General features: G+C 49.4%; 37 protein-coding genes. 3 read left to right on the top strand and 34 right to left on the bottom strand.

The window, feature by feature from the left end:
- Window positions 1–4 precede the first annotated feature (4 nt).
- A complete protein-coding gene (gene trkA, locus OGY01_RS01845) occupies window positions 5–1,381 on the top strand; it encodes a Trk system potassium transporter TrkA (RefSeq protein ID WP_045448264.1) in 1,377 nt (458 codons plus the stop codon).
- Between the two features lie 141 nt (window positions 1,382–1,522).
- Window positions 1,523–1,936 (top strand): large-conductance mechanosensitive channel protein MscL, encoded by a 414-nt coding sequence (gene mscL / locus OGY01_RS01840; protein ID WP_045448267.1) that lies wholly within the window; start codon window positions 1,523–1,525, stop codon window positions 1,934–1,936.
- On the opposite strand, the gene arfA is transcribed toward mscL, so the two are convergent.
- The 31 genes from arfA to rpsJ all read right to left on the bottom strand — a co-directional run bounded on the left by arfA (window position 1,933) and on the right by rpsJ (window position 16,776).
- Window positions 1,933–2,151 (bottom strand): alternative ribosome-rescue factor ArfA, encoded by a 219-nt coding sequence (gene arfA, locus OGY01_RS01835; protein WP_045448270.1) that lies wholly within the window; start codon window positions 2,149–2,151, stop codon window positions 1,933–1,935. The two genes, mscL and arfA, sit on opposite strands and share 4 nt — an antisense overlap.
- A gap of 57 nt (window positions 2,152–2,208) precedes the next feature.
- Complete coding sequence (zntR, locus tag OGY01_RS01830) at window positions 2,209–2,634, bottom strand: Zn(2+)-responsive transcriptional regulator (RefSeq protein ID WP_045448272.1); 426 nt, start codon at window positions 2,632–2,634, stop codon at window positions 2,209–2,211.
- Window positions 2,635–2,644: 10 nt separating this feature from the next.
- Window positions 2,645–3,013 (bottom strand): DnaJ family domain-containing protein, encoded by a 369-nt coding sequence (locus tag OGY01_RS01825; RefSeq protein WP_200013329.1) that lies wholly within the window; start codon window positions 3,011–3,013, stop codon window positions 2,645–2,647.
- Window positions 3,014–3,120: 107 nt separating this feature from the next.
- The gene (rplQ, locus tag OGY01_RS01820) at window positions 3,121–3,507 is read right to left on the bottom strand and encodes a 50S ribosomal protein L17 (RefSeq protein WP_001216372.1); all 387 of its coding nucleotides are present in this window, start codon (window positions 3,505–3,507) and stop codon (window positions 3,121–3,123) included.
- Window positions 3,508–3,547: 40 nt separating this feature from the next.
- Complete coding sequence (locus OGY01_RS01815) at window positions 3,548–4,537, bottom strand: DNA-directed RNA polymerase subunit alpha (protein WP_003031139.1); 990 nt, start codon at window positions 4,535–4,537, stop codon at window positions 3,548–3,550.
- Between the two features lie 25 nt (window positions 4,538–4,562).
- Window positions 4,563–5,183 (bottom strand): 30S ribosomal protein S4, encoded by a 621-nt coding sequence (gene rpsD / locus OGY01_RS01810; RefSeq protein ID WP_003031138.1) that lies wholly within the window; start codon window positions 5,181–5,183, stop codon window positions 4,563–4,565.
- Between the two features lie 33 nt (window positions 5,184–5,216).
- Window positions 5,217–5,606, bottom strand: coding sequence for a 30S ribosomal protein S11 (gene rpsK, locus OGY01_RS01805; protein ID WP_003031137.1), 390 nt, complete (start codon window positions 5,604–5,606; stop codon window positions 5,217–5,219).
- A gap of 16 nt (window positions 5,607–5,622) precedes the next feature.
- Window positions 5,623–5,979, bottom strand: coding sequence for a 30S ribosomal protein S13 (gene rpsM, locus OGY01_RS01800; protein WP_003031135.1), 357 nt, complete (start codon window positions 5,977–5,979; stop codon window positions 5,623–5,625).
- 146 nt (window positions 5,980–6,125) lie between these two features.
- On the bottom strand, window positions 6,126–6,242 hold the full coding sequence (gene rpmJ, locus OGY01_RS01795) for a 50S ribosomal protein L36 (RefSeq protein WP_000868187.1): 117 nt from the start codon (window positions 6,240–6,242) through the stop codon (window positions 6,126–6,128).
- Window positions 6,243–6,272: 30 nt separating this feature from the next.
- Window positions 6,273–7,604 (bottom strand): preprotein translocase subunit SecY, encoded by a 1,332-nt coding sequence (gene secY / locus OGY01_RS01790; RefSeq protein ID WP_001118864.1) that lies wholly within the window; start codon window positions 7,602–7,604, stop codon window positions 6,273–6,275.
- 7 nt (window positions 7,605–7,611) lie between these two features.
- Window positions 7,612–8,046, bottom strand: coding sequence for a 50S ribosomal protein L15 (gene rplO / locus OGY01_RS01785; protein WP_045448284.1), 435 nt, complete (start codon window positions 8,044–8,046; stop codon window positions 7,612–7,614).
- 3 nt (window positions 8,047–8,049) lie between these two features.
- Window positions 8,050–8,229 carry a 50S ribosomal protein L30 gene (gene rpmD / locus OGY01_RS01780; RefSeq protein ID WP_001140434.1) on the bottom strand — a complete coding sequence of 60 codons (180 nt, stop codon included), beginning with the start codon at window positions 8,227–8,229 and terminating at the stop codon, window positions 8,050–8,052.
- A gap of 3 nt (window positions 8,230–8,232) precedes the next feature.
- Window positions 8,233–8,736 carry a 30S ribosomal protein S5 gene (gene rpsE, locus OGY01_RS01775; protein WP_003031131.1) on the bottom strand — a complete coding sequence of 168 codons (504 nt, stop codon included), beginning with the start codon at window positions 8,734–8,736 and terminating at the stop codon, window positions 8,233–8,235.
- Window positions 8,737–8,750: 14 nt separating this feature from the next.
- A complete protein-coding gene (gene rplR, locus OGY01_RS01770; protein WP_000358956.1) occupies window positions 8,751–9,104 on the bottom strand; it encodes a 50S ribosomal protein L18 in 354 nt (117 codons plus the stop codon).
- Window positions 9,105–9,113: 9 nt separating this feature from the next.
- Window positions 9,114–9,647, bottom strand: a complete 534-nt coding sequence (gene rplF, locus OGY01_RS01765) for a 50S ribosomal protein L6 (protein WP_045448292.1) — start codon at window positions 9,645–9,647, stop codon at window positions 9,114–9,116.
- A gap of 12 nt (window positions 9,648–9,659) precedes the next feature.
- Window positions 9,660–10,052 (bottom strand): 30S ribosomal protein S8, encoded by a 393-nt coding sequence (gene rpsH / locus OGY01_RS01760; protein ID WP_003031127.1) that lies wholly within the window; start codon window positions 10,050–10,052, stop codon window positions 9,660–9,662.
- 33 nt (window positions 10,053–10,085) lie between these two features.
- On the bottom strand, window positions 10,086–10,391 hold the full coding sequence (gene rpsN, locus OGY01_RS01755) for a 30S ribosomal protein S14 (protein WP_045448294.1): 306 nt from the start codon (window positions 10,389–10,391) through the stop codon (window positions 10,086–10,088).
- Between the two features lie 14 nt (window positions 10,392–10,405).
- A complete protein-coding gene (gene rplE, locus OGY01_RS01750; RefSeq protein ID WP_003031123.1) occupies window positions 10,406–10,945 on the bottom strand; it encodes a 50S ribosomal protein L5 in 540 nt (179 codons plus the stop codon).
- A gap of 14 nt (window positions 10,946–10,959) precedes the next feature.
- On the bottom strand, window positions 10,960–11,274 hold the full coding sequence (gene rplX, locus OGY01_RS01745) for a 50S ribosomal protein L24 (RefSeq protein WP_003031122.1): 315 nt from the start codon (window positions 11,272–11,274) through the stop codon (window positions 10,960–10,962).
- Between the two features lie 10 nt (window positions 11,275–11,284).
- A complete protein-coding gene (rplN, locus tag OGY01_RS01740) occupies window positions 11,285–11,656 on the bottom strand; it encodes a 50S ribosomal protein L14 (protein WP_000613954.1) in 372 nt (123 codons plus the stop codon).
- Between the two features lie 163 nt (window positions 11,657–11,819).
- A complete protein-coding gene (gene rpsQ / locus OGY01_RS01735; RefSeq protein WP_003031120.1) occupies window positions 11,820–12,074 on the bottom strand; it encodes a 30S ribosomal protein S17 in 255 nt (84 codons plus the stop codon).
- A complete protein-coding gene (rpmC, locus tag OGY01_RS01730; RefSeq protein WP_000644742.1) occupies window positions 12,074–12,265 on the bottom strand; it encodes a 50S ribosomal protein L29 in 192 nt (63 codons plus the stop codon). Before rpmC ends, rpsQ begins: the two co-directional genes overlap by 1 nt.
- Window positions 12,265–12,675: a 50S ribosomal protein L16 gene (rplP, locus tag OGY01_RS01725; RefSeq protein WP_000941212.1), complete on the bottom strand. Its 411-nt coding sequence runs from the start codon at window positions 12,673–12,675 to the stop codon at window positions 12,265–12,267. The genes rpmC and rplP overlap by 1 nt, the downstream gene beginning before the upstream one ends.
- Before the next feature lie 12 nt (window positions 12,676–12,687).
- Complete coding sequence (rpsC, locus tag OGY01_RS01720; protein ID WP_000529945.1) at window positions 12,688–13,389, bottom strand: 30S ribosomal protein S3; 702 nt, start codon at window positions 13,387–13,389, stop codon at window positions 12,688–12,690.
- 17 nt (window positions 13,390–13,406) lie between these two features.
- A complete protein-coding gene (gene rplV, locus OGY01_RS01715; protein WP_000448832.1) occupies window positions 13,407–13,739 on the bottom strand; it encodes a 50S ribosomal protein L22 in 333 nt (110 codons plus the stop codon).
- Window positions 13,740–13,753: 14 nt separating this feature from the next.
- Window positions 13,754–14,032, bottom strand: coding sequence for a 30S ribosomal protein S19 (gene rpsS, locus OGY01_RS01710; RefSeq protein ID WP_001138115.1), 279 nt, complete (start codon window positions 14,030–14,032; stop codon window positions 13,754–13,756).
- A gap of 16 nt (window positions 14,033–14,048) precedes the next feature.
- A complete protein-coding gene (gene rplB / locus OGY01_RS01705; protein ID WP_000301869.1) occupies window positions 14,049–14,870 on the bottom strand; it encodes a 50S ribosomal protein L2 in 822 nt (273 codons plus the stop codon).
- Window positions 14,871–14,887: 17 nt separating this feature from the next.
- Window positions 14,888–15,190 (bottom strand): 50S ribosomal protein L23, encoded by a 303-nt coding sequence (gene rplW / locus OGY01_RS01700; RefSeq protein WP_000617546.1) that lies wholly within the window; start codon window positions 15,188–15,190, stop codon window positions 14,888–14,890.
- Window positions 15,187–15,792: a 50S ribosomal protein L4 gene (gene rplD / locus OGY01_RS01695; protein WP_003031119.1), complete on the bottom strand. Its 606-nt coding sequence runs from the start codon at window positions 15,790–15,792 to the stop codon at window positions 15,187–15,189. Before rplD ends, rplW begins: the two co-directional genes overlap by 4 nt.
- A gap of 10 nt (window positions 15,793–15,802) precedes the next feature.
- Window positions 15,803–16,432 carry a 50S ribosomal protein L3 gene (rplC, locus tag OGY01_RS01690; protein ID WP_045448329.1) on the bottom strand — a complete coding sequence of 210 codons (630 nt, stop codon included), beginning with the start codon at window positions 16,430–16,432 and terminating at the stop codon, window positions 15,803–15,805.
- 32 nt (window positions 16,433–16,464) lie between these two features.
- On the bottom strand, window positions 16,465–16,776 hold the full coding sequence (rpsJ, locus tag OGY01_RS01685) for a 30S ribosomal protein S10 (protein WP_001181005.1): 312 nt from the start codon (window positions 16,774–16,776) through the stop codon (window positions 16,465–16,467).
- Window positions 16,777–17,153: 377 nt separating this feature from the next.
- On the opposite strand from rpsJ, the gene OGY01_RS01680 reads away from it, so the two are divergent.
- Window positions 17,154–17,621: a prepilin peptidase gene (locus tag OGY01_RS01680; protein WP_045448332.1), complete on the top strand. Its 468-nt coding sequence runs from the start codon at window positions 17,154–17,156 to the stop codon at window positions 17,619–17,621.
- Here the strand turns inward: OGY01_RS01680 and bfr are convergent.
- The 3 genes from bfr to tuf form a co-directional block, all read right to left on the bottom strand.
- Window positions 17,618–18,094 carry a bacterioferritin gene (gene bfr, locus OGY01_RS01675; RefSeq protein WP_045448334.1) on the bottom strand — a complete coding sequence of 159 codons (477 nt, stop codon included), beginning with the start codon at window positions 18,092–18,094 and terminating at the stop codon, window positions 17,618–17,620. The genes OGY01_RS01680 and bfr overlap by 4 nt on opposite strands.
- A gap of 71 nt (window positions 18,095–18,165) precedes the next feature.
- Window positions 18,166–18,360, bottom strand: a complete 195-nt coding sequence (gene bfd / locus OGY01_RS01670) for a bacterioferritin-associated ferredoxin (protein ID WP_071829044.1) — start codon at window positions 18,358–18,360, stop codon at window positions 18,166–18,168.
- Between the two features lie 185 nt (window positions 18,361–18,545).
- Window positions 18,546–19,586 (bottom strand): elongation factor Tu (gene tuf / locus OGY01_RS01665; protein WP_058842576.1); only part of this gene is annotated, 1,041 nt, incomplete at its 5' end.

The raw sequence follows: 19,586 nt of genomic DNA, 5'->3' as shown, positions 1-19,586 counted from the left end.
ACTGATGAAAATTATCATTCTGGGCGCAGGGCAGGTTGGCGGTACGCTGGCTGAGAACCTGGTCGGAGAGAACAACGATATCACGGTAGTCGATACCAACGGTGAGCGTCTGCGCAGTCTGCAAGACAAGTTTGATCTCCGTGTAGTACAAGGGCATGGTTCGCATCCCAGAGTACTACGCGAAGCCGGTGCTGATGATGCCGATATGCTGGTTGCGGTGACCAGTTCCGATGAAACCAATATGGTTGCCTGTCAGGTAGCTTATTCACTCTTTAATACACCCAACCGCATCGCACGTATTCGCTCACCAGATTATGTCCGCGATGCGGACAAGCTATTCCATTCCGATGCAGTACCTATTGATCATCTGATTGCACCTGAGCAGTTGGTTATCGATAGCATTTATCGTCTGATTGAATATCCAGGTGCACTACAGGTTGTGAATTTCGCGGAAGGAAAAGTCAGCCTTGCAGTGGTTAAAGCCTACTATGGCGGCCCACTGATCGGGAATGCGTTGTCAACAATGCGCGAACATATGCCGCACATTGATACCCGAGTTGCGGCAATTTTCCGTCATGACCGCCCCATTCGTCCGCAAGGCTCTACTATTGTTGAAGCCGGTGATGAGGTGTTCTTTATTGCTGCCTCACAGCATATTCGTGCTGTAATGAGCGAATTACAGCGTCTGGAGAAACCCTACAAGCGCATTATGTTAGTAGGTGGCGGCAATATCGGTGCCGGTCTGGCGCGTCGACTGGAAAAAGATTACAGCGTCAAGTTGATCGAACGCGATCAACAACGTGCTTCTGAGCTTGCTGAAAAACTGCAGAATACGATCGTCTTTTTTGGTGATGCTTCTGATCAAGAGTTGCTGGCGGAAGAGCACATTGATCAAGTTGATCTGTTTATCGCTGTAACCAACGATGATGAAGCGAACATCATGTCGGCAATGCTCGCCAAACGGATGGGAGCCAAAAAAGTAATGGTGCTGATCCAGCGTAAGGCATACGTCGATCTGGTACAGGGCAGCGTAATCGATATTGCAATTTCACCGCAACAGGCAACCATCTCAGCGCTACTGAGCCACGTGCGTAAAGCTGACATCGTCGGTGTTTCTTCGCTGCGTCGTGGTGTCGCAGAAGCCATTGAAGCCGTCGCGCACGGGGATGAAACAACATCCCGGGTGGTGGGTCGCTCAATAGACGAAATCAAACTTCCGCCAGGAACGATTATTGGTGCAGTTGTACGTGGTAATGATGTCATGATCGCTAATGATAACTTGCGTATTGAGCAGGGCGATCACGTTATTATGTTCCTGACAGATAAAAAGTTTATTACCGACGTCGAGCGATTATTCCAGCCAAGTCCTTTCTTTCTGTAATTATTCGGGCGCTAATACAGCGCCCTTTTTATTTCCCTTTATTTATCATGGATTAATAAATTTATCTTTCAGCAATACATAAATGGAAATTACCTAAACATTTGTTAAACTTATAAACGTCAGCTGCATAGGGAGAATAAAATGAGTATTATTAAAGAGTTTCGCGAATTTGCGATGCGCGGGAATGTTGTAGATTTGGCAGTGGGTGTCATTATTGGTGCGGCATTCGGTAAGATTGTTTCATCACTGGTTGCCGATATCATCATGCCGCCACTTGGGTTACTGATTGGTGGGATTGATTTTAAACAGTTTGCGTTAACACTACGCGATGCGCAGGGAGATATCCCGGCAGTTGTGATGCATTACGGTGTGTTTATACAGAATATCTTCGATTTCATCATTGTTGCGTTCGCCATCTTTATGGCTATCAAACTAATTAATAAACTAAACCGTAAAAAAGCTGAAGAGCCTGCTGCACCGCCAGCACCATCGAAAGAAGAAGTATTGCTAAGTGAAATTCGTGATCTGCTGAAAGAACAAAATAATCGTTCTTAAGCTATCACTGAAACAAGAAGGCCAGTGGTAAAAAAGTGATTCACTTCCTTGCCACTGGCCTCCCAGTTCCCCCGATTGCCATGTTTACCTTTACGCAGATAACTGCCTTTCCCTTTCTTATTTTTCTCAACACGCTGTCTGAATAGTGGGTCATGCAGTAATGCCTCAATGGCATTGTCCTTTATCTGCCCCTTCGTATGCTGATAACGACTCATAATTACTCCATATTGTTTGGTTTAACGGCGCGAGTGTATTCCCGTCGGTTCAATAAATCAACAGCCCGACTTTGTACCGCTGGCACCTTGCTCAAGCGCTTCGAGAATAGAGCAATACACACTACTGTGAGCCATACCGCAACATGCATCATTCAATCTCTGTAGTGACCTTTGCATAGTTTGAAGCTCCGCAATACGGGCTTCAACTTCCTTTAATCTTTCCTGAACGATCCCCTTTGATTCCTGGCAGGTATGATGTTCTGGATCTATGCGGATCGACAGAAGTTCACGGATCGACTCCAGAGTAAAACCGAGTTGACGTGCATAGCGGATAAATTTAAGACGTTGAAGATCGCTTTCTGTATAGAGCCGGAATCCACCTTCGGTGCGTACTTCATGCTCCATCATCTGCTGTTTTTCATAGTAGCGGATGGTATCGGGCGTCACTTCCGCCAGTTTTGCTAATTCACCAATACGGTACATGCTCCCTCCGCTAGTCATCATTAATTTTATGTTGAAGTTTATCTGCGTACTCGCCGCGTAAAAACTCGGTACTTAGACCAGCCTGTCGTAGTTTGAGTTCAAGCAGAGAAAGGCGTCGGCTCACTTCCTGATACCGAGGATCATCTTTGCGAATACCAGTGAGGATATCAAGCAGATGTATCGCCTCTCTGCGTTGTTCAATCTCAGGGGGAAGACACCCGGAATTTTTTAATAACCGATATCCGGCTCGAAGTTCTGGCGGAACATGGGAATCATCATCAAGGGTAAGCGGCTCGCCTGTACCAGGCAAATTATCAAACTCACCTTTGGTCTGCGCATCAATAATATGACGCTCTGCCCACTGGTCGAGTAGCCACATACAACACTCCAAAAGATGAACAAAAAGAGTACAGATATTTTAGATAAGTGGGGATGCAACGGATATAAAAAAACCCGCCGGGGCGGGTTTTTTTACGTTACTACAGATTACTCTGCAGCAGCTTCTGCTTTCGACTCAGAGCGATCAACCAGCTCGATGTATGCCATCGGCGCGTTGTCGCCTGCACGGAAGCCACACTTCAGAATGCGAGTGTAACCACCGGCGCGGCTCGCGAAACGCGGGCCCAGCTCGTTAAACAGTTTTGCCACGATCTCGTTATCACGAGTACGGGCGAATGCCAGACGACGATTAGCTACGCTATCAGTCTTGGCAAGAGTAATCAGCGGCTCAACTACGCGACGCAGCTCTTTCGCTTTCGGCAGAGTCGTCTTGATGATTTCATGACGAACCAGTGAACCTGCCATATTGCGGAACATAGCCTGGCGATGGCTGCTGTTGCGGTTCAGTTGACGACCACTCTTACGATGGCGCATGACCTTATCCTTCTCAGTAAAACCTTAACCTGTGATCCGGTTACTCGTCAGCGATGCTTGCCGGTGGCCAGTTTTCCAGGCGCATGCCCAGAGACAGTCCACGGGAAGCCAGCACGTCTTTAATCTCAGTAAGAGATTTTTTACCAAGGTTAGGCGTCTTAAGAAGCTCAACCTCAGTACGCTGTACCAGATCACCGATATAGTGGATAGCTTCTGCTTTGAGGCAGTTAGCAGAGCGGACAGTCAATTCCAGATCGTCAACAGGGCGCAGCAGGATCGGATCGAATTCTGGTTTCTCTTCTTTAACTTCTGGCTGACGTACATCACGTAAGTCAACAAAAGCTTCCAGTTGTTCAGCCAGAATGGTTGCCGCACGACGAATCGCCTCTTCAGGATCGATTGTGCCGTTGGTTTCCATTTCGATGACCAGCTTGTCCAGGTCGGTACGCTGTTCTACACGCGCTGCTTCAACATTGTAGGCAATACGCTCTACAGGGCTGTAGCATGCGTCGACCAGCAGACGGCCGATTGGGCGCTCATCTTCTTCCGAATGAATTCGGGTAGAAGCCGGCACATAACCACGACCGCGCTGAACTTTGATACGCATACTAATAGATGCATTCTCATCGGTCAGGTGGCAGATCACGTGCTGTGGCTTGACGATTTCGACATCCCCATCATGGGTAATGTCGGCTGCAGTCACAGGGCCAATGCCAGATTTATTCAAGGTAAGAATAACATCATCTTTACCCTGAACTCTCACCGCCAGCCCTTTCAGGTTGAGCAGGATTTCCAGGATATCTTCCTGAACGCCTTCTTTGGTGCTGTACTCATGTAGTACACCATCAATCTCAACCTCGGTCACCGCACAACCCGGCATCGATGAGAGCAGAATACGGCGCAGTGCGTTACCCAAAGTATGGCCAAAGCCACGCTCTAAAGGCTCAAGGGTCACCTTGGCGTGCGTCGAACTCACTTGCTCGATATCTACCAGGCGCGGTTTTAGAAACTCTGTCACAGAACCCTGCATTGTGTCCTCTCTTTGGTACTAAGCTTTACTTGGAGTAAAGCTCGACGATCAGGTGTTCGTTAATGTCCGCAGACAGATCAGAACGCTCCGGCTTACGCTTGAACGTACCTTCCATCTTGCCAGCATCAACTTCCAGCCAGGTTGGCTTTTCACGCTGCTCAGCCAGCTCCAGAGCGGCTTTCACGCGAGACTGCTTCTTCGCTTTCTCACGAATGCTAACAACGTCATTCGGACTAACCTGATAAGAAGCGATGTTAACAACACGACCGTTTACCATAATTGCTTTATGGCTGACCAGCTGGCGTGCTTCTGCACGAGTGGCACCGAAGCCCATACGGTATACAACGTTGTCCAGACGACCTTCCAGCAGACCCAACAGGTTTTCACCGGTGTTGCCTTTCAGACGCGCTGCTTCTTTGTAGTAGTTACGGAACTGACGCTCCAGCACACCGTAGATACGGCGAACTTTTTGCTTTTCACGCAACTGCACACCATAGTCAGACAGACGCGGTTTACGCGCACCGTGCTGGCCAGGAGCTTGTTCAATTTTACACTTGGTATCGATCGCGCGAACGCCAGACTTAAGGAATAAGTCAGTGCCCTCACGACGGCTCAGCTTGAGCTTAGGACCCAAATATCTTGCCATTTTCTTTCTCCAACAATCCTAGAAACGACAGCGTTATACGCGACGTTTTTTCGGCGGACGACAACCGTTATGAGGGATCGGAGTCACATCAGTAATATTAGTGATGCGGAAACCAGCGGCGTTCAGAGCACGAACAGTAGATTCGCGACCTGGACCCGGTCCTTTGACCATAACTTCCAGATTCTTGATACCGTATTCTTTTACGGCTTCAGCGCAACGCTCTGCTGCAACCTGAGCTGCAAACGGAGTGGATTTGCGAGAACCACGGAAACCGGAACCACCGGCTGTTGCCCAACCCAGTGCGTTACCCTGACGATCAGTAATGGTAACGATGGTGTTGTTAAAAGAAGCATGGATATGAGCCACGCCGTCAGAGACTTGTTTTCTTACACGTTTACGTGCACGAATTGGTGCCTTTGCCATTATTCAATCACCCCGATTATTTCTTGATCGGTTTGCGCGGACCCTTACGGGTACGTGCGTTGGTCTTGGTACGCTGACCGCGAACCGGGAGACCACGACGATGACGCAAACCGCGATAGCAACCAAGGTCCATAAGGCGCTTGATGCTCATGCTAACTTCACGGCGCAGATCACCTTCAACGACAAATTTGGCAACTTCGTCACGCAGCGTGTCGATTTGTTCTTCAGACAGCTCACTGATCTTAACATCTTCAGCGATACCCGCTGCAGCCAGAATGGCCTTGGAACGGGTCTTGCCGACGCCGTAGATCGAAGTTAATGCGATCACAGCATGTTTCTGATCAGGAATGTTAATGCCTGCTATACGGGCCACTATGCACTCCTACTATTTAATATGTACGCACCATGCTGAAAAGCCCGTTTTCAGGATACTCAAATGGAAACGCACAGACATACAAAAGATTGGCTGGCTAATCTAGCCAGCTCAACCCAACTTTGCAAGAAAAATATGCGAATAAATCAGCCTTGGCGCTGTTTATGCTTCGGCTCGGCACTGCAAATCACACGGATGACACCATCACGCTTAACGATTTTGCAGTTACGGCATAATTTCTTGACGGAAGCACGAACTTTCATTTTTACTCTCCGTAACTTCTCGGGCGACCGTTAACGACCGTAGCCTTTCAGGTTCGCCTTCTTCAATGCAGACTCGTACTGACTTGACATCATCAGAGTTTGCACTTGAGCCATAAAGTCCATAATCACGACTACAACGATAAGCAGTGAGGTCCCACCGAAGTAGAACGGTACTTTCATTGCATCACGCATGAACTCCGGGATCAGGCAGATAAAGGTAATGTAAAGCGCACCAACCAAAGTCAGGCGGGTCATTACTTTATCGATATACTTCGCCGTTTGCTCTCCCGGACGAATTCCTGGTACAAATGCACCGGACTTCTTCAGGTTATCTGCTGTTTCACGCGGGTTGAAAACCAACGCCGTGTAGAAGAAACAGAAGAATATGATTGCAGACGCATAGAGTAACACATAAAGCGGTTGCCCAGGCTGCAAATACAGCGAAATTGTTGTCAGCCAGTTCCAACCAGTACCGCCCCCGAACCATGACGCGATGGTAGCCGGGAACAGAATAATACTGGAAGCGAAGATTGCCGGGATTACCCCCGCCATATTCACTTTCAGCGGTAAATGTGTGCTCTGTGCAGCATAGACACGACGACCTTGCTGACGTTTCGCGTAGTTTACCACAATGCGGCGTTGACCACGCTCAACAAATACAACAAAGAACGTCACTGCAAATACTAATACTGCAACCAACAGCAACACGAGGAAGTGCAGGTCGCCTTGACGCGCTTGCTCGATAGTATGGGCAATGGCTGGCGGGAGTCCCGCGACAATACCGGCGAAGATAATGATTGAGATACCGTTCCCGATACCACGTTCAGTAATCTGTTCGCCCAACCACATCAGGAACATTGTTCCTGTAACCAGACTTACAACAGCGGTGAAATAGAATGCAAAGCCTGGATTCATCACCAGGCCCTGCATACCAGGCATATTCGGTAGACCGGTAGCAATACCGATCGACTGGAATATAGCCAGCACCAGAGTACCGTAGCGGGTGTACTGGCTGATCTTACGACGACCAGACTCCCCTTCTTTCTTAATTTCCGCTAACGTTGGGTGAACCACCGTCAGCAGTTGGATAATGATCGACGCCGAAATATACGGCATGATCCCCAGAGCAAAGATAGAAGCACGGCTGAGAGCACCACCAGAGAACATGTTAAACATTTCAATGATGGTGCCTCGCTGTTGCTCAAGCAGTTTGGCAAGTACAGCGGCATCAATACCAGGGATCGGAATGAAAGAGCCAATACGGAACACAATCAGCGCGCCGATTACAAACAGCAGTCTGCGTTTCAGCTCGCCTAAGCCACCTTTGGCACTTTGAAAATCTAATCCCGGTTGTTTAGCCATCTGCTACTTATTCCTCGATTTTACCGCCAGCAGCTTCGATAGCAGCACGAGCGCCTTTAGTAACACGCAGGCCACGAACAGTTACCGGAGTAGTTACTTCACCAGCCAGGATCACTTTCGCGAACTCGATCTGGATACCGATAATGTTAGCTGCTTTCAGCGTATTCAGGTCTACAACACCGCCTTCAACTTTAGCCAGGTCAGACAGACGAACTTCGGCTGTAATCGCTGATTTACGTGAAGTGAAGCCGAATTTCGGCAGACGACGGTACAGAGGCATCTGACCACCTTCGAAACCGCGACGTACGCCACCGCCAGAACGAGACTTCTGACCTTTGTGACCACGACCACCGGTTTTACCGAGGCCAGAACCGATACCACGACCCAGGCGTTTACCCGCCTTTTTGGAGCCTTCGGCCGGAGACAGAGTATTTAAACGCATCTCTTACTCCTCAACTTTAACCATGAAGGAAACCGCGTTGACCATACCACGAACAGCAGGAGTATCCTCGCGCTCTACGGTGTGACCAATACGACGCAGACCCAGGCCAAGCAGCGTTGCCTTATGTTTCGGCAGACGACCGATTGCACTGCGGGTTTGAGTAATTTTAATAGTCTTTGCCATGGTTTATTTCCCCAGAATTTCTTCAACGGATTTACCACGCTTGGCAGCGACCATTTCCGGAGATTTCATATTTTCCAGACCATCGATAGTTGCACGAACCACGTTAATCGGGTTGGTGGAACCATACGCTTTAGCCAGAACGTTACGAACTCCAGCGACTTCCAGAACGGCGCGCATTGCACCACCGGCGATGATACCGGTACCTTCGGAAGCCGGCTGCATGAATACACGAGAACCCGTGTGAGTACCCTTAACCGGGTGCTGCAGGGTGCCGTGGTTCAGCGCGACGTTAATCATATTGCGACGGGCTTTTTCCATCGCTTTCTGGATCGCTGCTGGAACTTCACGCGCTTTACCGTAACCAAAACCAACGCGACCGTTACCATCGCCAACTACAGTCAGAGCTGTGAAGGAGAAAATACGACCACCTTTAACGGTTTTAGATACGCGGTTTACCGCGATCAGCTTTTCCTGCAGTTCGCCAGCTTGTTTTTCGATGTGAGCCATCTTACACCTCTACCTTAGAACTGAAGGCCAGCTTCACGGGCAGCATCTGCCAGTGCCTGGACACGACCATGATATTGGAACCCGGAACGGTCAAAGGACACATCTTTGATGCCTTTTTCCAGAGCGCGTTCGGCGACAGCTTTACCCACAGCTGCTGCAGCGTCTTTGTTACCGGTGTACTTCAGTTGTTCAGCGATAGCTTTTTCTACAGTAGAAGCAGCTACCAGAACTTCAGAACCGTTCGGTGCAATTACCTGTGCGTAAATATGACGCGGGGTACGATGTACCACCAGGCGAGTTGCGCCCAGCTCTTTGAGCTTGCGGCGTGCGCGGGTCGCACGACGGATACGAGCAGATTTCTTATCCATAGTGTTACCTTACTTCTTCTTAGCCTCTTTGGTACGCACGACTTCGTCGGCGTAACGAACACCCTTGCCTTTGTAAGGCTCAGGACGACGGTAGGCGCGCAGATCTGCTGCAACCTGACCGATCAGCTGTTTATCAGCGCCTTTCAGCACGATTTCAGTCTGAGACGGACATTCTGCAGTAATCCCTGCCGGCAGCTCATGATCAACTGGATGAGAGAAACCTAATGCCAGGTTTACTACATTCCCTTTGACCGCTGCACGATAACCTACACCAACCAGCTGCAGCTTCTTAGTGAAGCCTTCGGTAACACCGACAACCATTGAGTTCAGCAGGGCACGCGCGGTACCAGCCTGAGCCCATCCATCTGCGTAACCATCACGCGGACCGAAGGTCAGTGCATTATCTGCATGATTAACTTCAACAGCATCGTTGAGAGTACGAGTCAGCTCGCCGTTTTTACCTTTGATCGTAATAACCTGACCGTTGATTTTTACATCAACGCCGGCAGGAATAACGACCGGTGCTTTAGCAACACGAGACATTTTTTCCTCCGATTAGGCTACGTAGCAGATAATTTCGCCACCAAGACCAGCCTGGCGCGCTGCACGATCAGTCATAACACCTTTAGAGGTAGAAACAACTGCGATACCCATGCCAGCCATAACTTTTGGCAGCTCGTCTTTACGCTTATAAATGCGCAGACCTGGGCGACTGACACGCTGAATGCTTTCTACAACAGCTTTACCCTGGAAATACTTAAGAGTAAGTTCCAGTTCCGGCTTGGTGTCGCCTTCAACTTTAAAATCTTCAATAAAACCTTCTTCCTTCAGCACGTTGGCAATTGCCACTTTCAGCTTGGAGGAAGGCATGGTGACCGCAGCTTTATTCGCGGCCTGACCGTTACGGATACGGGTCAGCATATCCGCGATCGGATCTTGCATGCTCATCTGTCTTTACTCCCGTGATTCAATTGGTGACAATTACCAGCTAGCCTTTTTCAGACCCGGAATTTCACCGCGCATAGCGGCTTCACGGACCTTAATACGGCTCAACCCGAACTTCCGCAGGAAAGCGTGCGGACGACCAGTTTGACGGCAGCGGTTACGCTGACGAGACGGGCTGGAATCACGCGGCAGAGACTGCAGCTTCAGAACTGCGTTCCAACGATCTTCGTCGGTCGCGTTCACATCAGAGATGATAGCTTTCAGTTCAGCGCGTTTTGCGAAGTACTTATCAGCTAAAGCTACGCGCTTTACTTCGCGTGCTTTCATTGATTGCTTAGCCATTCAGTAACCCTACCTTACTTGCGGAACGGGAAGTCAAAGGCAGCCAGCAGAGCACGGCCTTCTTCATCAGATTTCGCAGTAGTGGTAATGGTAATATCCAAACCACGCACGCGGTCGACTTTATCGTAGTCGATTTCTGGGAAGATGATCTGCTCACGGACACCCATGCTGTAGTTACCACGACCGTCGAAAGACTTAGCGGACAAGCCACGGAAGTCACGGATACGTGGAACAGCAATAGTGATCAGGCGCTCAAAGAACTCCCACATGCGTTCGCCACGCAGAGTTACTTTACAGCCGATCGGATAGCCCTGACGGATTTTGAAGCCTGCAACAGATTTGCGTGCTTTGGTGATCAGCGGTTTTTGACCGGAGATTGCTGTCAGGTCAGCTGCTGCGTTATCCAGCAGTTTCTTGTCAGCGATCGCTTCACCAACACCCATGTTCAGGGTGATCTTCTCGACCCGAGGGACTTGCATGACAGAATTGTAGTTAAACTCAGTCATGAGTTTAGCGACTACTTCGTCTTTGTAGTAATCATGCAGTTTCGCCATCGTACTACTCCAAATTACTTGATAGTTTCGCTATTAGATTTAAAGAAACGGACTTTTTTGCCGTCTTCGAATCTAAAGCCTACACGGTCAGCCTTGCCGGTTGCCGCGTTGAAGATAGCAAGGTTAGAGATCTGAATAGCTGCTTCTTTCTCTACGATGCCGCCTGGTTGGTTCAGGGCCGGAACCGGCTTCTGATGTTTCTTAACCAGGTTGATACCTTCAACAATGACCTTGCCGGAAGACAGGACATTTTTCACTTTACCGCGTTTACCTTTATCTTTACCGGTTAACACGATAACTTCGTCATCACGACGGATCTTCGCTGCCATGATTCGCTCCTTAGAGTACTTCTGGTGCCAGAGAGATAATTTTCATGAACTTCTCGTTACGAAGTTCACGAGTTACCGGCCCAAAAATACGCGTACCGATAGGTTGCTCGCTGTTATTGTTTAAAATAACGCATGCATTACCATCGAAGCGAATGACAGAACCGTCCGGGCGACGAACACCCTTCTTGGTGCGCACCACTACCGCCTTCAGCACATCACCTTTTTTGACCTTACCACGCGGAATTGCTTCTTTGATGGTGATCTTGATGATGTCGCCTACGCCTGCGTAGCGACGGTGCGAGCCACCCAGAACCTTGATACACATTACGCGACGTGCACCGGAGTTGTCGGCGACGTTCAGCATAGTCTGTTCTTGGATCATTTTAGTGCTCCGCTAATGTCAACTACTACTGAGACCCGAAAATCAGGTCGTTAAAAAAGCCCCATATCGGGGGCGCGGCATTATAACACCGCTTAAACGATATGGGTAGAAAAAATAAACGGCTCATCGCTGAGCCGTTTATTCGTTGAGAATGCCTACTGTATTACAGAACAGCTTTCTCTACAACGCGAACCAGCGTCCAGGACTTAGTCTTGGACAGCGGACGGCATTCGCGGATTTCAACCACGTCACCAGTACCGCATTCGTTGTTCTCGTCATGTACGTGCAGTTTGGTCGTACGCTTAATGAATTTACCGTAGATCGGGTGTTTCACAAAACGTTCGATAGCAACAACAATGGATTTCTCCATTTTGTCGCTAACAACGCGACCTTGCAGAGTACGGATTTTATCGGTCATTACGCACCCGCCTTCTCAGTCAGTAAAGTCTTAACGCGTGCGACATCACGACGCACTTGCTTCAACAGGTGAGACTGTTGCAGCTGGCCACTTGCAGCCTGCATACGCAGGTTGAACTGCTCACGCAGCAGATTCAGCAGCTCGGTGTTCAGCTCTTCAACACTCTTCTCACGCAGCTCTTTTGCTTTCATTACATCACCGTCTTAGTTACAAAGGTGGTTTTAATCGGCAGTTTCGCTGCTGCCAGCTTGAATGCTTCACGGGCCAGCTCTTCCGGTACGCCGTCCATTTCATACAGGACTTTACCCGGCTGAATCAAGGCAACCCAATACTCCACGTTACCTTTACCTTTACCCATACGCACTGCCAGCGGCTTTTCAGTGATCGGTTTGTCCGGGAATACACGGATCCAGATCTTACCTTGACGCTTAACTGCACGGGTCATAGCACGACGTGCTGCTTCGATCTGACGGGCAGTCAGACGACCACGGCCAACAGCTTTCAGACCGAAGCTGCCGAAGCTAACATCCGTACCCTGCGCCAGACCGCGGTTACGGCCTTTGTGCATTTTACGGAATTTTGTACGCTTTGGTTGTAACATCAGCGACGCTCCTTATTTACGGCCTTTACGCTGCTGCTTTTTAGGTTGAGCAGCCGGTTTTTCCGGTTGTTCAACAGCAGCCATACCACCCAGGATCTCGCCTTTGAAGATCCACACTTTAACGCCGATTACACCGTAAGTGGTGTGCGCTTCAGAGGTGTTGTAGTCGATGTCAGCACGCAGAGTGTGCAGAGGTACGCGACCTTCGCGGTACCATTCGGTACGTGCGATTTCCGCGCCGCCCAGACGGCCGCTAACTTCAACTTTAATACCTTTAGCGCCCAGACGCATTGCGTTCTGTACAGCACGCTTCATAGCACGACGGAACATAACACGACGTTCCAGCTGAGAAGTGATGCTGTCAGCAACCAATTTTGCGTCCAGTTCAGGTTTACGCACTTCGGCGATATTGATCTGAGCAGGAACGCCAGCAATATCCGCTACGACTTTGCGCAGTTTTTCTACGTCTTCGCCTTTCTTACCGATAACGATACCCGGACGAGCGGTGTGAATGGTCACACGGATGCTCTTAGCCGGACGCTCGATCACGATACGAGATACAGACGCTTTCGCCAGTTCCTTAGTCAGGTACTGACGTACTTTAAAATCGCTGTCCAGGTTGTCAGCGAATTCTTTGGTGTTCGCAAACCAGGTTGAGTTCCATGGTTTTACAATACCCAGGCGAATACCATTAGGATGTACTTTCTGACCCATTGCTAGTCTCCAGAGTCTCAGCGATCGGACACAACCACAGTAATGTGGCTGGTGCGCTTCAGGATGCGATCTGCACGACCTTTTGCACGCGGCATAATGCGCTTCATGCTCGGGCCTTCGTCTACGAAAATTTTCGTAACTTTCAGATCGTCAATGTCAGCGCCATCGTTGTGTTCAGCGTTAGCAATGGCAGATTCCAGGACTTTCTTAACCAGTACAGCCGCTTTCTTATTGGTGTAGGTCAGAATATCCAGAGCCTGCGACACTTTCTTACCGCGAATCAGGTCTGCAACAAGGCGAACCTTCTGAGCAGAAGAACGAGCATGGCGATGTTGAGCTAAAGTTTCCATCTCTTCCTCCTACCTTATTTCTTCTTCGCTTTTTTATCAGCAGCGTGGCCGCGATAAGTACGAGTCGGTGCGAATTCACCCAGTTTGTGACCGACCATTTCGTCGGAAACAAATACCGGAACGTGCTGACGACCATTATGGACAGCGATGGTCAAACCGATCATGTTAGGAAAGATCGTTGAACGACGGGACCAAGTGCGCAGGGGCTTCTTGTCTCCGCTTTCCACCGCTTTCTCTACCTTCTTCAGCAAGTGCAGGTCAATAAAAGGACCTTTCTTGAGAGAACGTGGCATGGCTTATCCTCTAAAATTATTTGCTACGGCGACGTACGATGAATTTATCAGTACGCTTGTTGCTGCGGGTCTTCTTACCTTTGGTCTGAACGCCCCACGGAGTTACCGGGTGCTTACCAAAGTTACGACCTTCACCACCACCATGTGGGTGGTCGACTGGGTTCATCGCAGTACCGCGAACGGTAGGACGAACACCACGCCAGCGTGCAGCACCTGCTTTACCCAGAACGCGCAGCATATGCTCAGCATTGCCAACTTCGCCCAGAGTTGCACGGCAGTCTGCTTCGACTTTACGCATTTCACCAGAACGCAGACGCAGGGTGACATAAGCACCATCACGAGCAACGATCTGAACGTAAGTACCAGCGGAACGAGCCAGCTGACCGCCTTTACCTGGTTTCATTTCTACGTTATGAACGGTAGAACCAACCGGGATATTGCGCATCGGCAGGGTGTTACCTGCTTTGATTGCAGCATCAACGCCAGACTGAATCTGGTCGCCAGCTTTCAGGCCTTTAGGGGCCAGGATGTAACGGCGTTCACCGTCTTTGTACAGAACCAGCGCGATGTTCGCGGAACGGTTCGGATCGTACTCAAGACGTTCAACAACTGCCGGGATACCGTCTTTGTTGCGTTTGAAGTCAACGATACGATAAGCCTGCTTGTGACCACCACCGATGTGACGAGTGGTGATACGGCCATTGTTGTTACGACCACCGGATTTGCTGTTTTTTTCAACCAGCGGAGCAAAAGGTTTGCCCTTGTGCAGCTCTGGGTTGACCACTTTAACGACGTGGCGACGACCCGGAGATGTCGGTTTACATTTAACAACTGCCATTGTATTACTCCTCCGACTTACTCAGCGCCGCCGACGAAGTCCAGATTCTGGCCTTCCTTCAGGGTGACGTAAGCTTTTTTCCAGTCGCTACGACGACCGATACGCTGTCCGTGACGTTTAACTTTCCCTTTAACTACCAGGGTGTTAACGACTTCGACTTCGACTTCAAACAGTTTCTGCACAGCAGCTTTGATTTCTGCTTTGGTCGCGTCTTTAGCAACTTTGAGAACGATGGTATTAGTTTTTTCCATCGCAGTAGACGCTTTTTCAGAAACGTGCGGTGCGCGCAGCACCTTCAGCAGACGTTCTTCACGAATCATGCCAGCATCTCCTCAACTTGCTTAACAGCATCAGCAGTCATTACGACTTTGTCGAAGGCGATCAGGCTAACCGGGTCGATACCAGTTGCATCGCGTACGTCAACCTTGTGCAGGTTGCGCGCAGCCAGGAACAGGTTTTCGTCCAGCTCACCGGTGATGATCAGCACATCTTCCAGAGCCATGTCTTTCAGTTTCTGTGCCAGCAGCTTAGTTTTAGGCGCTTCTACAGAGAATGATTCGACAACGATCAGACGATCCTGACGTACCAGTTCGGACAGAATGCTTTTCAGCGCGCCGCGGTACATCTTTTTGTTAACTTTTTGACTGTGGTCCTGCGGGCGAGCAGCGAAGGTCACGCCACCAGAACGCCAGATCGGGCTCTTGATAGAACCTGAACGCGCACGGCCGGTACCTTTCTGGCGCCACGGCTTTTTGCCTGAACCAGTTACTTCAGCACGAGTCTTCTGAGCACGAGTACCCTGACGAGCACCAGCTGCATAAGCAACAACAACCTGGTGAACCAGCGCTTCGTTGAAATCACGACCGAAGGTAGTTTCGGAAACAGTCAGCGCGCTCTGCGCGTCTTTCAATACTAATTCCATTGCTATCCCCTTACGCCTTCACAGCTGGTTTAACGATCAGGTCGCAACCGGTCGCACCCGGAACACCACCTTTAACCAGCAGCAGGTTGCGCTCAGCGTCAACACGTACTACGTCCAGGCTCTGAACGGTTACACGCTCGTTGCCCAGCTGACCTGCCATTTTCTTGCCTTTGAACACTTTGCCCGGAGTCTGGTTCTGACCGATAGAACCCGGAACGCGGTGAGACAAGGAGTTACCGTGAGTAGCGTCCTGGGTACGGAAGTTCCAGCGCTTAACGGTACCAGCGAAACCTTTACCTTTAGAGGTACCGGTTACGTCAACTTTTTTAACGTCAGCAAACAGTTCAACGCTAATGCTCTGACCTACGGTGAATTCTTCACCATCCGCCAGACGGAACTCCCACAGGCCGCGGCCAGCTTCAACGCCAGCTTTAGCAAAGTGACCAGCTTCCGGCTTGGTTACACGGTTAGCTTTTTTAGCACCAGTGGTAACCTGAATAGCGCGGTAGCCGTCGTTAGCCAGGTCTTTAACCTGAGTAACGCGGTTTGCTTCAACTTCGATTACGGTTACTGGGATAGATACGCCATCTTCAGTGAAGATGCGGGTCATTCCCACTTTTTTACCGACTAAACCAATCATTGTATCAACCTCTCAATCGCTCGATGACCTGATTAACCCAGGCTGATCTGCACGTCTACACCGGCAGCCAGATCCAGACGCATCAGAGCATCAACGGTTTTCTCAGTTGGCTCAACGATGTCAACCAGACGCTTGTGAGTGCGAATCTCGTACTGATCACGCGCGTCTTTATTAACGTGCGGAGAAATCAGAACGGTAAAGCGCTCTTTGCGGGTCGGCAGCGGGATCGGACCACGGACTTGCGCACCAGTGCGCTTAGCAGTCTCGACGATTTCCGCGGTTGATTGATCGATCAGACGATGATCAAACGCTTTCAGGCGGATACGGATTCTTTGGTTCTGCATGAGACCAGAGCTCCAATTATTTTATAGACGAAATAGTTACTCCTCAAACCCATTACGATTGATGGGAGAGTGTAACCGTTCTTACAGAGTTCCCCAATCGGGAACATTGTCAGATAGTCAAATCGACTATCAGTGGTTCAGATTGAACCAGCCGTCAATTAAGACAAGCCCGCGCATTATACGTAAATCTCAGCCTTACGCAAGTGCCGTGTAGAAATTAATCACCCGACCTGTAATGCGAGCACCATTCCAGGCAGATTGTAGAAACTTGCGCATGCATATTTTTACTGGAAGCAGGCAACCGTTATAGCTATTCGGATCTTGTATGGACGCCACATTTACTGGAGGGTTATCTCTTTAGCGATGAGAATTCGAGCATGTACATCAACCTCCTCTTCCTGTTTACCTACACGTCCTTATGCGGGCTTCTTTGGATACAGGATTTACGCACCGGTTTATTGCCAGACAAGTTTACCTGCCCTCTTCTATGGAGTGGTCTTATTTATCATCAATGCTGTAAACCAGCTGAATTATCTGATGCAGTTTGGGGTGCCGTGGTGGGATATAGCGTGTTTTCACTTCTCTATTGGAGCTACCGGCTGGTAAGACGACAGGAAGGACTAGGCTATGGTGATGTAAAATTTCTCGCAGCACTTGGTGCGTGGCATCGTTGGGAATCATTACCGCTGTTGGTCTTCACTGCTGCCTGTCTGGCCTGTTGCATCATTGGGATTAGGAGCGTTACGGATGGAAGAAAGGTACTAAAAAACCCGCTGCCTTTTGGGCCATATCTGGCGGCGGCGGGTTTTATTATTGGCTGGGTAAATCTGATGCAGGGCGATTAGTCACTGACTTTAATCTGTGATTGCAGATAATTTTGCAAGCCAAGTTTTGAAATCAAATCCAGCTCCGTTTCGAGCCAGTCAATATGCCCTTCTTCTTCAGTAAGGATTTCTATCATCATATCCCGGCTGACGTAGTCATGAACGCTATCGGCATAGGCAATGGCTTCACGCAAATCTTTCGCGCCATCAAGTTCAAGTCGAAGATCTGACTGCAGCATCTCCTCAACATCTTCACCAATCCCTAACTTACCCAGATCCTGTAAGTTTGGCAGCCCTTCTAAGAATAAAATACGCTCGATATATTTATCGGCGTGTTTCATCTCATCAATAGATTCATGATACTCAACATCATTGAGGCGAGTCAGTCCCCAGTTTTTAAACATACGGGCATGGAGAAAATACTGGTTGATTGCGACAAGCTCATTTCCCAATAGTTTATTGAGATAATTTATGATTTTAACATCACCTTTCATTTTATAGTCCCTCCGCTTCCACTCTTAGAGCGTAGATGGGGCTACAGGGATGTCAAAAAAAAGAGTGTGACTTAGGCGATCTCTTTAAATTCTGGTATTTGAGTTAATTCATCCTGCATCACTTCACGCGCAGCCCGAATACACTTACCGCATTGATTTCCAACAGGAATAAATTTACGTAATTGCTGAAAGGACTGAGGATGAAACTGGCGAACAGCCTGACGAATTTTTTTATCACTTATCGCATTACACAAACAAACGTACATGATCGCTCCCGTTCAATTTCTGCGCAAAGTGTAAATGAGAATAGTTATGATTACAATAGCACAATTATGTTTGCACGCCGGTTGGGTTAGCGAAAAATGCGAATAAATATTACAGCGAATGAATTGCAGGCAGCAAAAAGGGCGCCGAAGCGCCCTTTTTAAGCTCAAAACTAATTAATCAATAATTAGCTCATTACTTTAGCAACAACGCCCGCACCTACAGTACGGCCGCCTTCACGGATTGCGAAACGCAGACCGTCGTCCATCGCGATCGGGTGGATCAGGGTAACAACCATTTTGATGTTGTCGCCCGGCATTACCATCTCTACGCCTTCTGGCAGTTCGATGGTACCAGTCACGTCAGTAGTACGGAAGTAGAACTGCGGACGGTAGCCTTTGAAGAACGGAGTATGACGGCCGCCTTCGTCTTTGGACAGAATGTACACTTCAGATTCGAACTTGGTGTGCGGCTTGATTGAACCCGGCTTAGCCAGTACCTGACCACGTTCGATTTCTTCACGTTTGATACCACGCAGCAGAACACCAACGTTCTCACCAGCACGGCCTTCGTCCAGCAGTTTGCGGAACATTTCAACGCCAGTACAGGTAGACTTAGCAGTCTCTTTGATACCAACGATTTCAACTTCTTCACCAACTTTGATGATACCGCGCTCTACACGACCGGTAACAACGGTACCACGACCGGAGATGGAGAATACGTCTTCGATAGGCAGCAGGAACGGCTTGTCAATCGCACGCTCTGGTTCCGGGATGTAAGAATCCAGGAAGCCAGCCAGTTCGATGATTTTCGCTTCCCACTCTGCTTCGCCTTCCAGCGCTTTCAGAGCAGAACCACGAACGATCGGAGTGTCGTCGCCCGGGAAATCGTACTGAGACAGAAGTTCACGAACTTCCATTTCTACCAGTTCCAGCAGCTCTTCGTCATCAACCATGTCGCATTTGTTCAGGAACACGATGATGTACGGAACGCCTACCTGACGACCCAGCAGGATGTGCTCACGAGTCTGCGGCATCGGGCCGTCAGTCGCAGCAACAACCAGGATCGCGCCGTCCATCTGCGCAGCACCGGTGATCATGTTTTTAACATAGTCGGCGTGGCCCGGGCAGTCTACGTGCGCGTAGTGGCGAGTCGGGGTGTCATATTCAACGTGAGAAGTGTTGATGGTGATACCACGAGCTTTTTCTTCCGGAGCGTTATCGATCTG

It is taken from the genome of Citrobacter sp. Cm038 (assembly GCF_030333105.1).
Lineage (GTDB): Bacteria > Pseudomonadota > Gammaproteobacteria > Enterobacterales > Enterobacteriaceae > Citrobacter > Citrobacter murliniae.
The sequence above is the reverse complement of the archived record's forward strand: the minus strand, read 5'-3'. Positions and strand labels throughout refer to the sequence as shown.

What these genes read in the sequence shown, in the direction of transcription:
- rpmD (WP_001140434.1), bottom strand. Translation starts at nt 8,229, where the DNA reads ATGGCAAAGACTATTAAAATTACTCAAACCCGCAGTGCAATCGGTCGT.
- rpsJ (WP_001181005.1), bottom strand. Translation starts at nt 16,776, where the DNA reads ATGCAGAACCAAAGAATCCGTATCCGCCTGAAAGCGTTTGATCATCGT.
- mscL (WP_045448267.1), top strand. Translation starts at nt 1,523, where the DNA reads ATGAGTATTATTAAAGAGTTTCGCGAATTTGCGATGCGCGGGAATGTT.
- rplW (WP_000617546.1), bottom strand. Translation starts at nt 15,190, where the DNA reads ATGATTCGTGAAGAACGTCTGCTGAAGGTGCTGCGCGCACCGCACGTT.
- rpsE (WP_003031131.1), bottom strand. Translation starts at nt 8,736, where the DNA reads ATGGCTCACATCGAAAAACAAGCTGGCGAACTGCAGGAAAAGCTGATC.
- rplR (WP_000358956.1), bottom strand. Translation starts at nt 9,104, where the DNA reads ATGGATAAGAAATCTGCTCGTATCCGTCGTGCGACCCGCGCACGCCGC.
- rpsK (WP_003031137.1), bottom strand. Translation starts at nt 5,606, where the DNA reads ATGGCAAAGGCACCAATTCGTGCACGTAAACGTGTAAGAAAACAAGTC.
- rpsS (WP_001138115.1), bottom strand. Translation starts at nt 14,032, where the DNA reads ATGCCACGTTCTCTCAAGAAAGGTCCTTTTATTGACCTGCACTTGCTG.
- trkA (WP_045448264.1), top strand. Translation starts at nt 5, where the DNA reads ATGAAAATTATCATTCTGGGCGCAGGGCAGGTTGGCGGTACGCTGGCT.
- rplE (WP_003031123.1), bottom strand. Translation starts at nt 10,945, where the DNA reads ATGGCGAAACTGCATGATTACTACAAAGACGAAGTAGTCGCTAAACTC.
- rplX (WP_003031122.1), bottom strand. Translation starts at nt 11,274, where the DNA reads ATGGCAGCGAAGATCCGTCGTGATGACGAAGTTATCGTGTTAACCGGT.
- rplV (WP_000448832.1), bottom strand. Translation starts at nt 13,739, where the DNA reads ATGGAAACTTTAGCTCAACATCGCCATGCTCGTTCTTCTGCTCAGAAG.
- bfr (WP_045448334.1), bottom strand. Translation starts at nt 18,094, where the DNA reads ATGAAAGGTGATGTTAAAATCATAAATTATCTCAATAAACTATTGGGA.
- rpmJ (WP_000868187.1), bottom strand. Translation starts at nt 6,242, where the DNA reads ATGAAAGTTCGTGCTTCCGTCAAGAAATTATGCCGTAACTGCAAAATC.
- rplB (WP_000301869.1), bottom strand. Translation starts at nt 14,870, where the DNA reads ATGGCAGTTGTTAAATGTAAACCGACATCTCCGGGTCGTCGCCACGTC.
- secY (WP_001118864.1), bottom strand. Translation starts at nt 7,604, where the DNA reads ATGGCTAAACAACCGGGATTAGATTTTCAAAGTGCCAAAGGTGGCTTA.
- zntR (WP_045448272.1), bottom strand. Translation starts at nt 2,634, where the DNA reads ATGTACCGTATTGGTGAATTAGCAAAACTGGCGGAAGTGACGCCCGAT.
- bfd (WP_071829044.1), bottom strand. Translation starts at nt 18,360, where the DNA reads ATGTACGTTTGTTTGTGTAATGCGATAAGTGATAAAAAAATTCGTCAG.
- rplC (WP_045448329.1), bottom strand. Translation starts at nt 16,432, where the DNA reads ATGATTGGTTTAGTCGGTAAAAAAGTGGGAATGACCCGCATCTTCACT.
- rplN (WP_000613954.1), bottom strand. Translation starts at nt 11,656, where the DNA reads ATGATCCAAGAACAGACTATGCTGAACGTCGCCGACAACTCCGGTGCA.
- rplO (WP_045448284.1), bottom strand. Translation starts at nt 8,046, where the DNA reads ATGCGTTTAAATACTCTGTCTCCGGCCGAAGGCTCCAAAAAGGCGGGT.
- OGY01_RS01680 (WP_045448332.1), top strand. Translation starts at nt 17,154, where the DNA reads ATGTACATCAACCTCCTCTTCCTGTTTACCTACACGTCCTTATGCGGG.
- rpmC (WP_000644742.1), bottom strand. Translation starts at nt 12,265, where the DNA reads ATGAAAGCAAAAGAGCTGCGTGAGAAGAGTGTTGAAGAGCTGAACACC.
- rpsD (WP_003031138.1), bottom strand. Translation starts at nt 5,183, where the DNA reads ATGGCAAGATATTTGGGTCCTAAGCTCAAGCTGAGCCGTCGTGAGGGC.
- arfA (WP_045448270.1), bottom strand. Translation starts at nt 2,151, where the DNA reads ATGAGTCGTTATCAGCATACGAAGGGGCAGATAAAGGACAATGCCATT.
- rplQ (WP_001216372.1), bottom strand. Translation starts at nt 3,507, where the DNA reads ATGCGCCATCGTAAGAGTGGTCGTCAACTGAACCGCAACAGCAGCCAT.
- rplF (WP_045448292.1), bottom strand. Translation starts at nt 9,647, where the DNA reads ATGTCTCGTGTTGCTAAAGCACCGGTCGTTATTCCTGCCGGCGTTGAT.
- rpsN (WP_045448294.1), bottom strand. Translation starts at nt 10,391, where the DNA reads ATGGCTAAGCAATCAATGAAAGCACGCGAAGTAAAGCGCGTAGCTTTA.
- OGY01_RS01815 (WP_003031139.1), bottom strand. Translation starts at nt 4,537, where the DNA reads ATGCAGGGTTCTGTGACAGAGTTTCTAAAACCGCGCCTGGTAGATATC.
- rplD (WP_003031119.1), bottom strand. Translation starts at nt 15,792, where the DNA reads ATGGAATTAGTATTGAAAGACGCGCAGAGCGCGCTGACTGTTTCCGAA.
- OGY01_RS01825 (WP_200013329.1), bottom strand. Translation starts at nt 3,013, where the DNA reads ATGTGGCTACTCGACCAGTGGGCAGAGCGTCATATTATTGATGCGCAG.
- rpsH (WP_003031127.1), bottom strand. Translation starts at nt 10,052, where the DNA reads ATGAGCATGCAAGATCCGATCGCGGATATGCTGACCCGTATCCGTAAC.
- rpsQ (WP_003031120.1), bottom strand. Translation starts at nt 12,074, where the DNA reads ATGACCGATAAAATCCGTACTCTGCAAGGTCGCGTTGTTAGCGACAAA.
- rpsC (WP_000529945.1), bottom strand. Translation starts at nt 13,389, where the DNA reads ATGGGTCAGAAAGTACATCCTAATGGTATTCGCCTGGGTATTGTAAAA.
- rplP (WP_000941212.1), bottom strand. Translation starts at nt 12,675, where the DNA reads ATGTTACAACCAAAGCGTACAAAATTCCGTAAAATGCACAAAGGCCGT.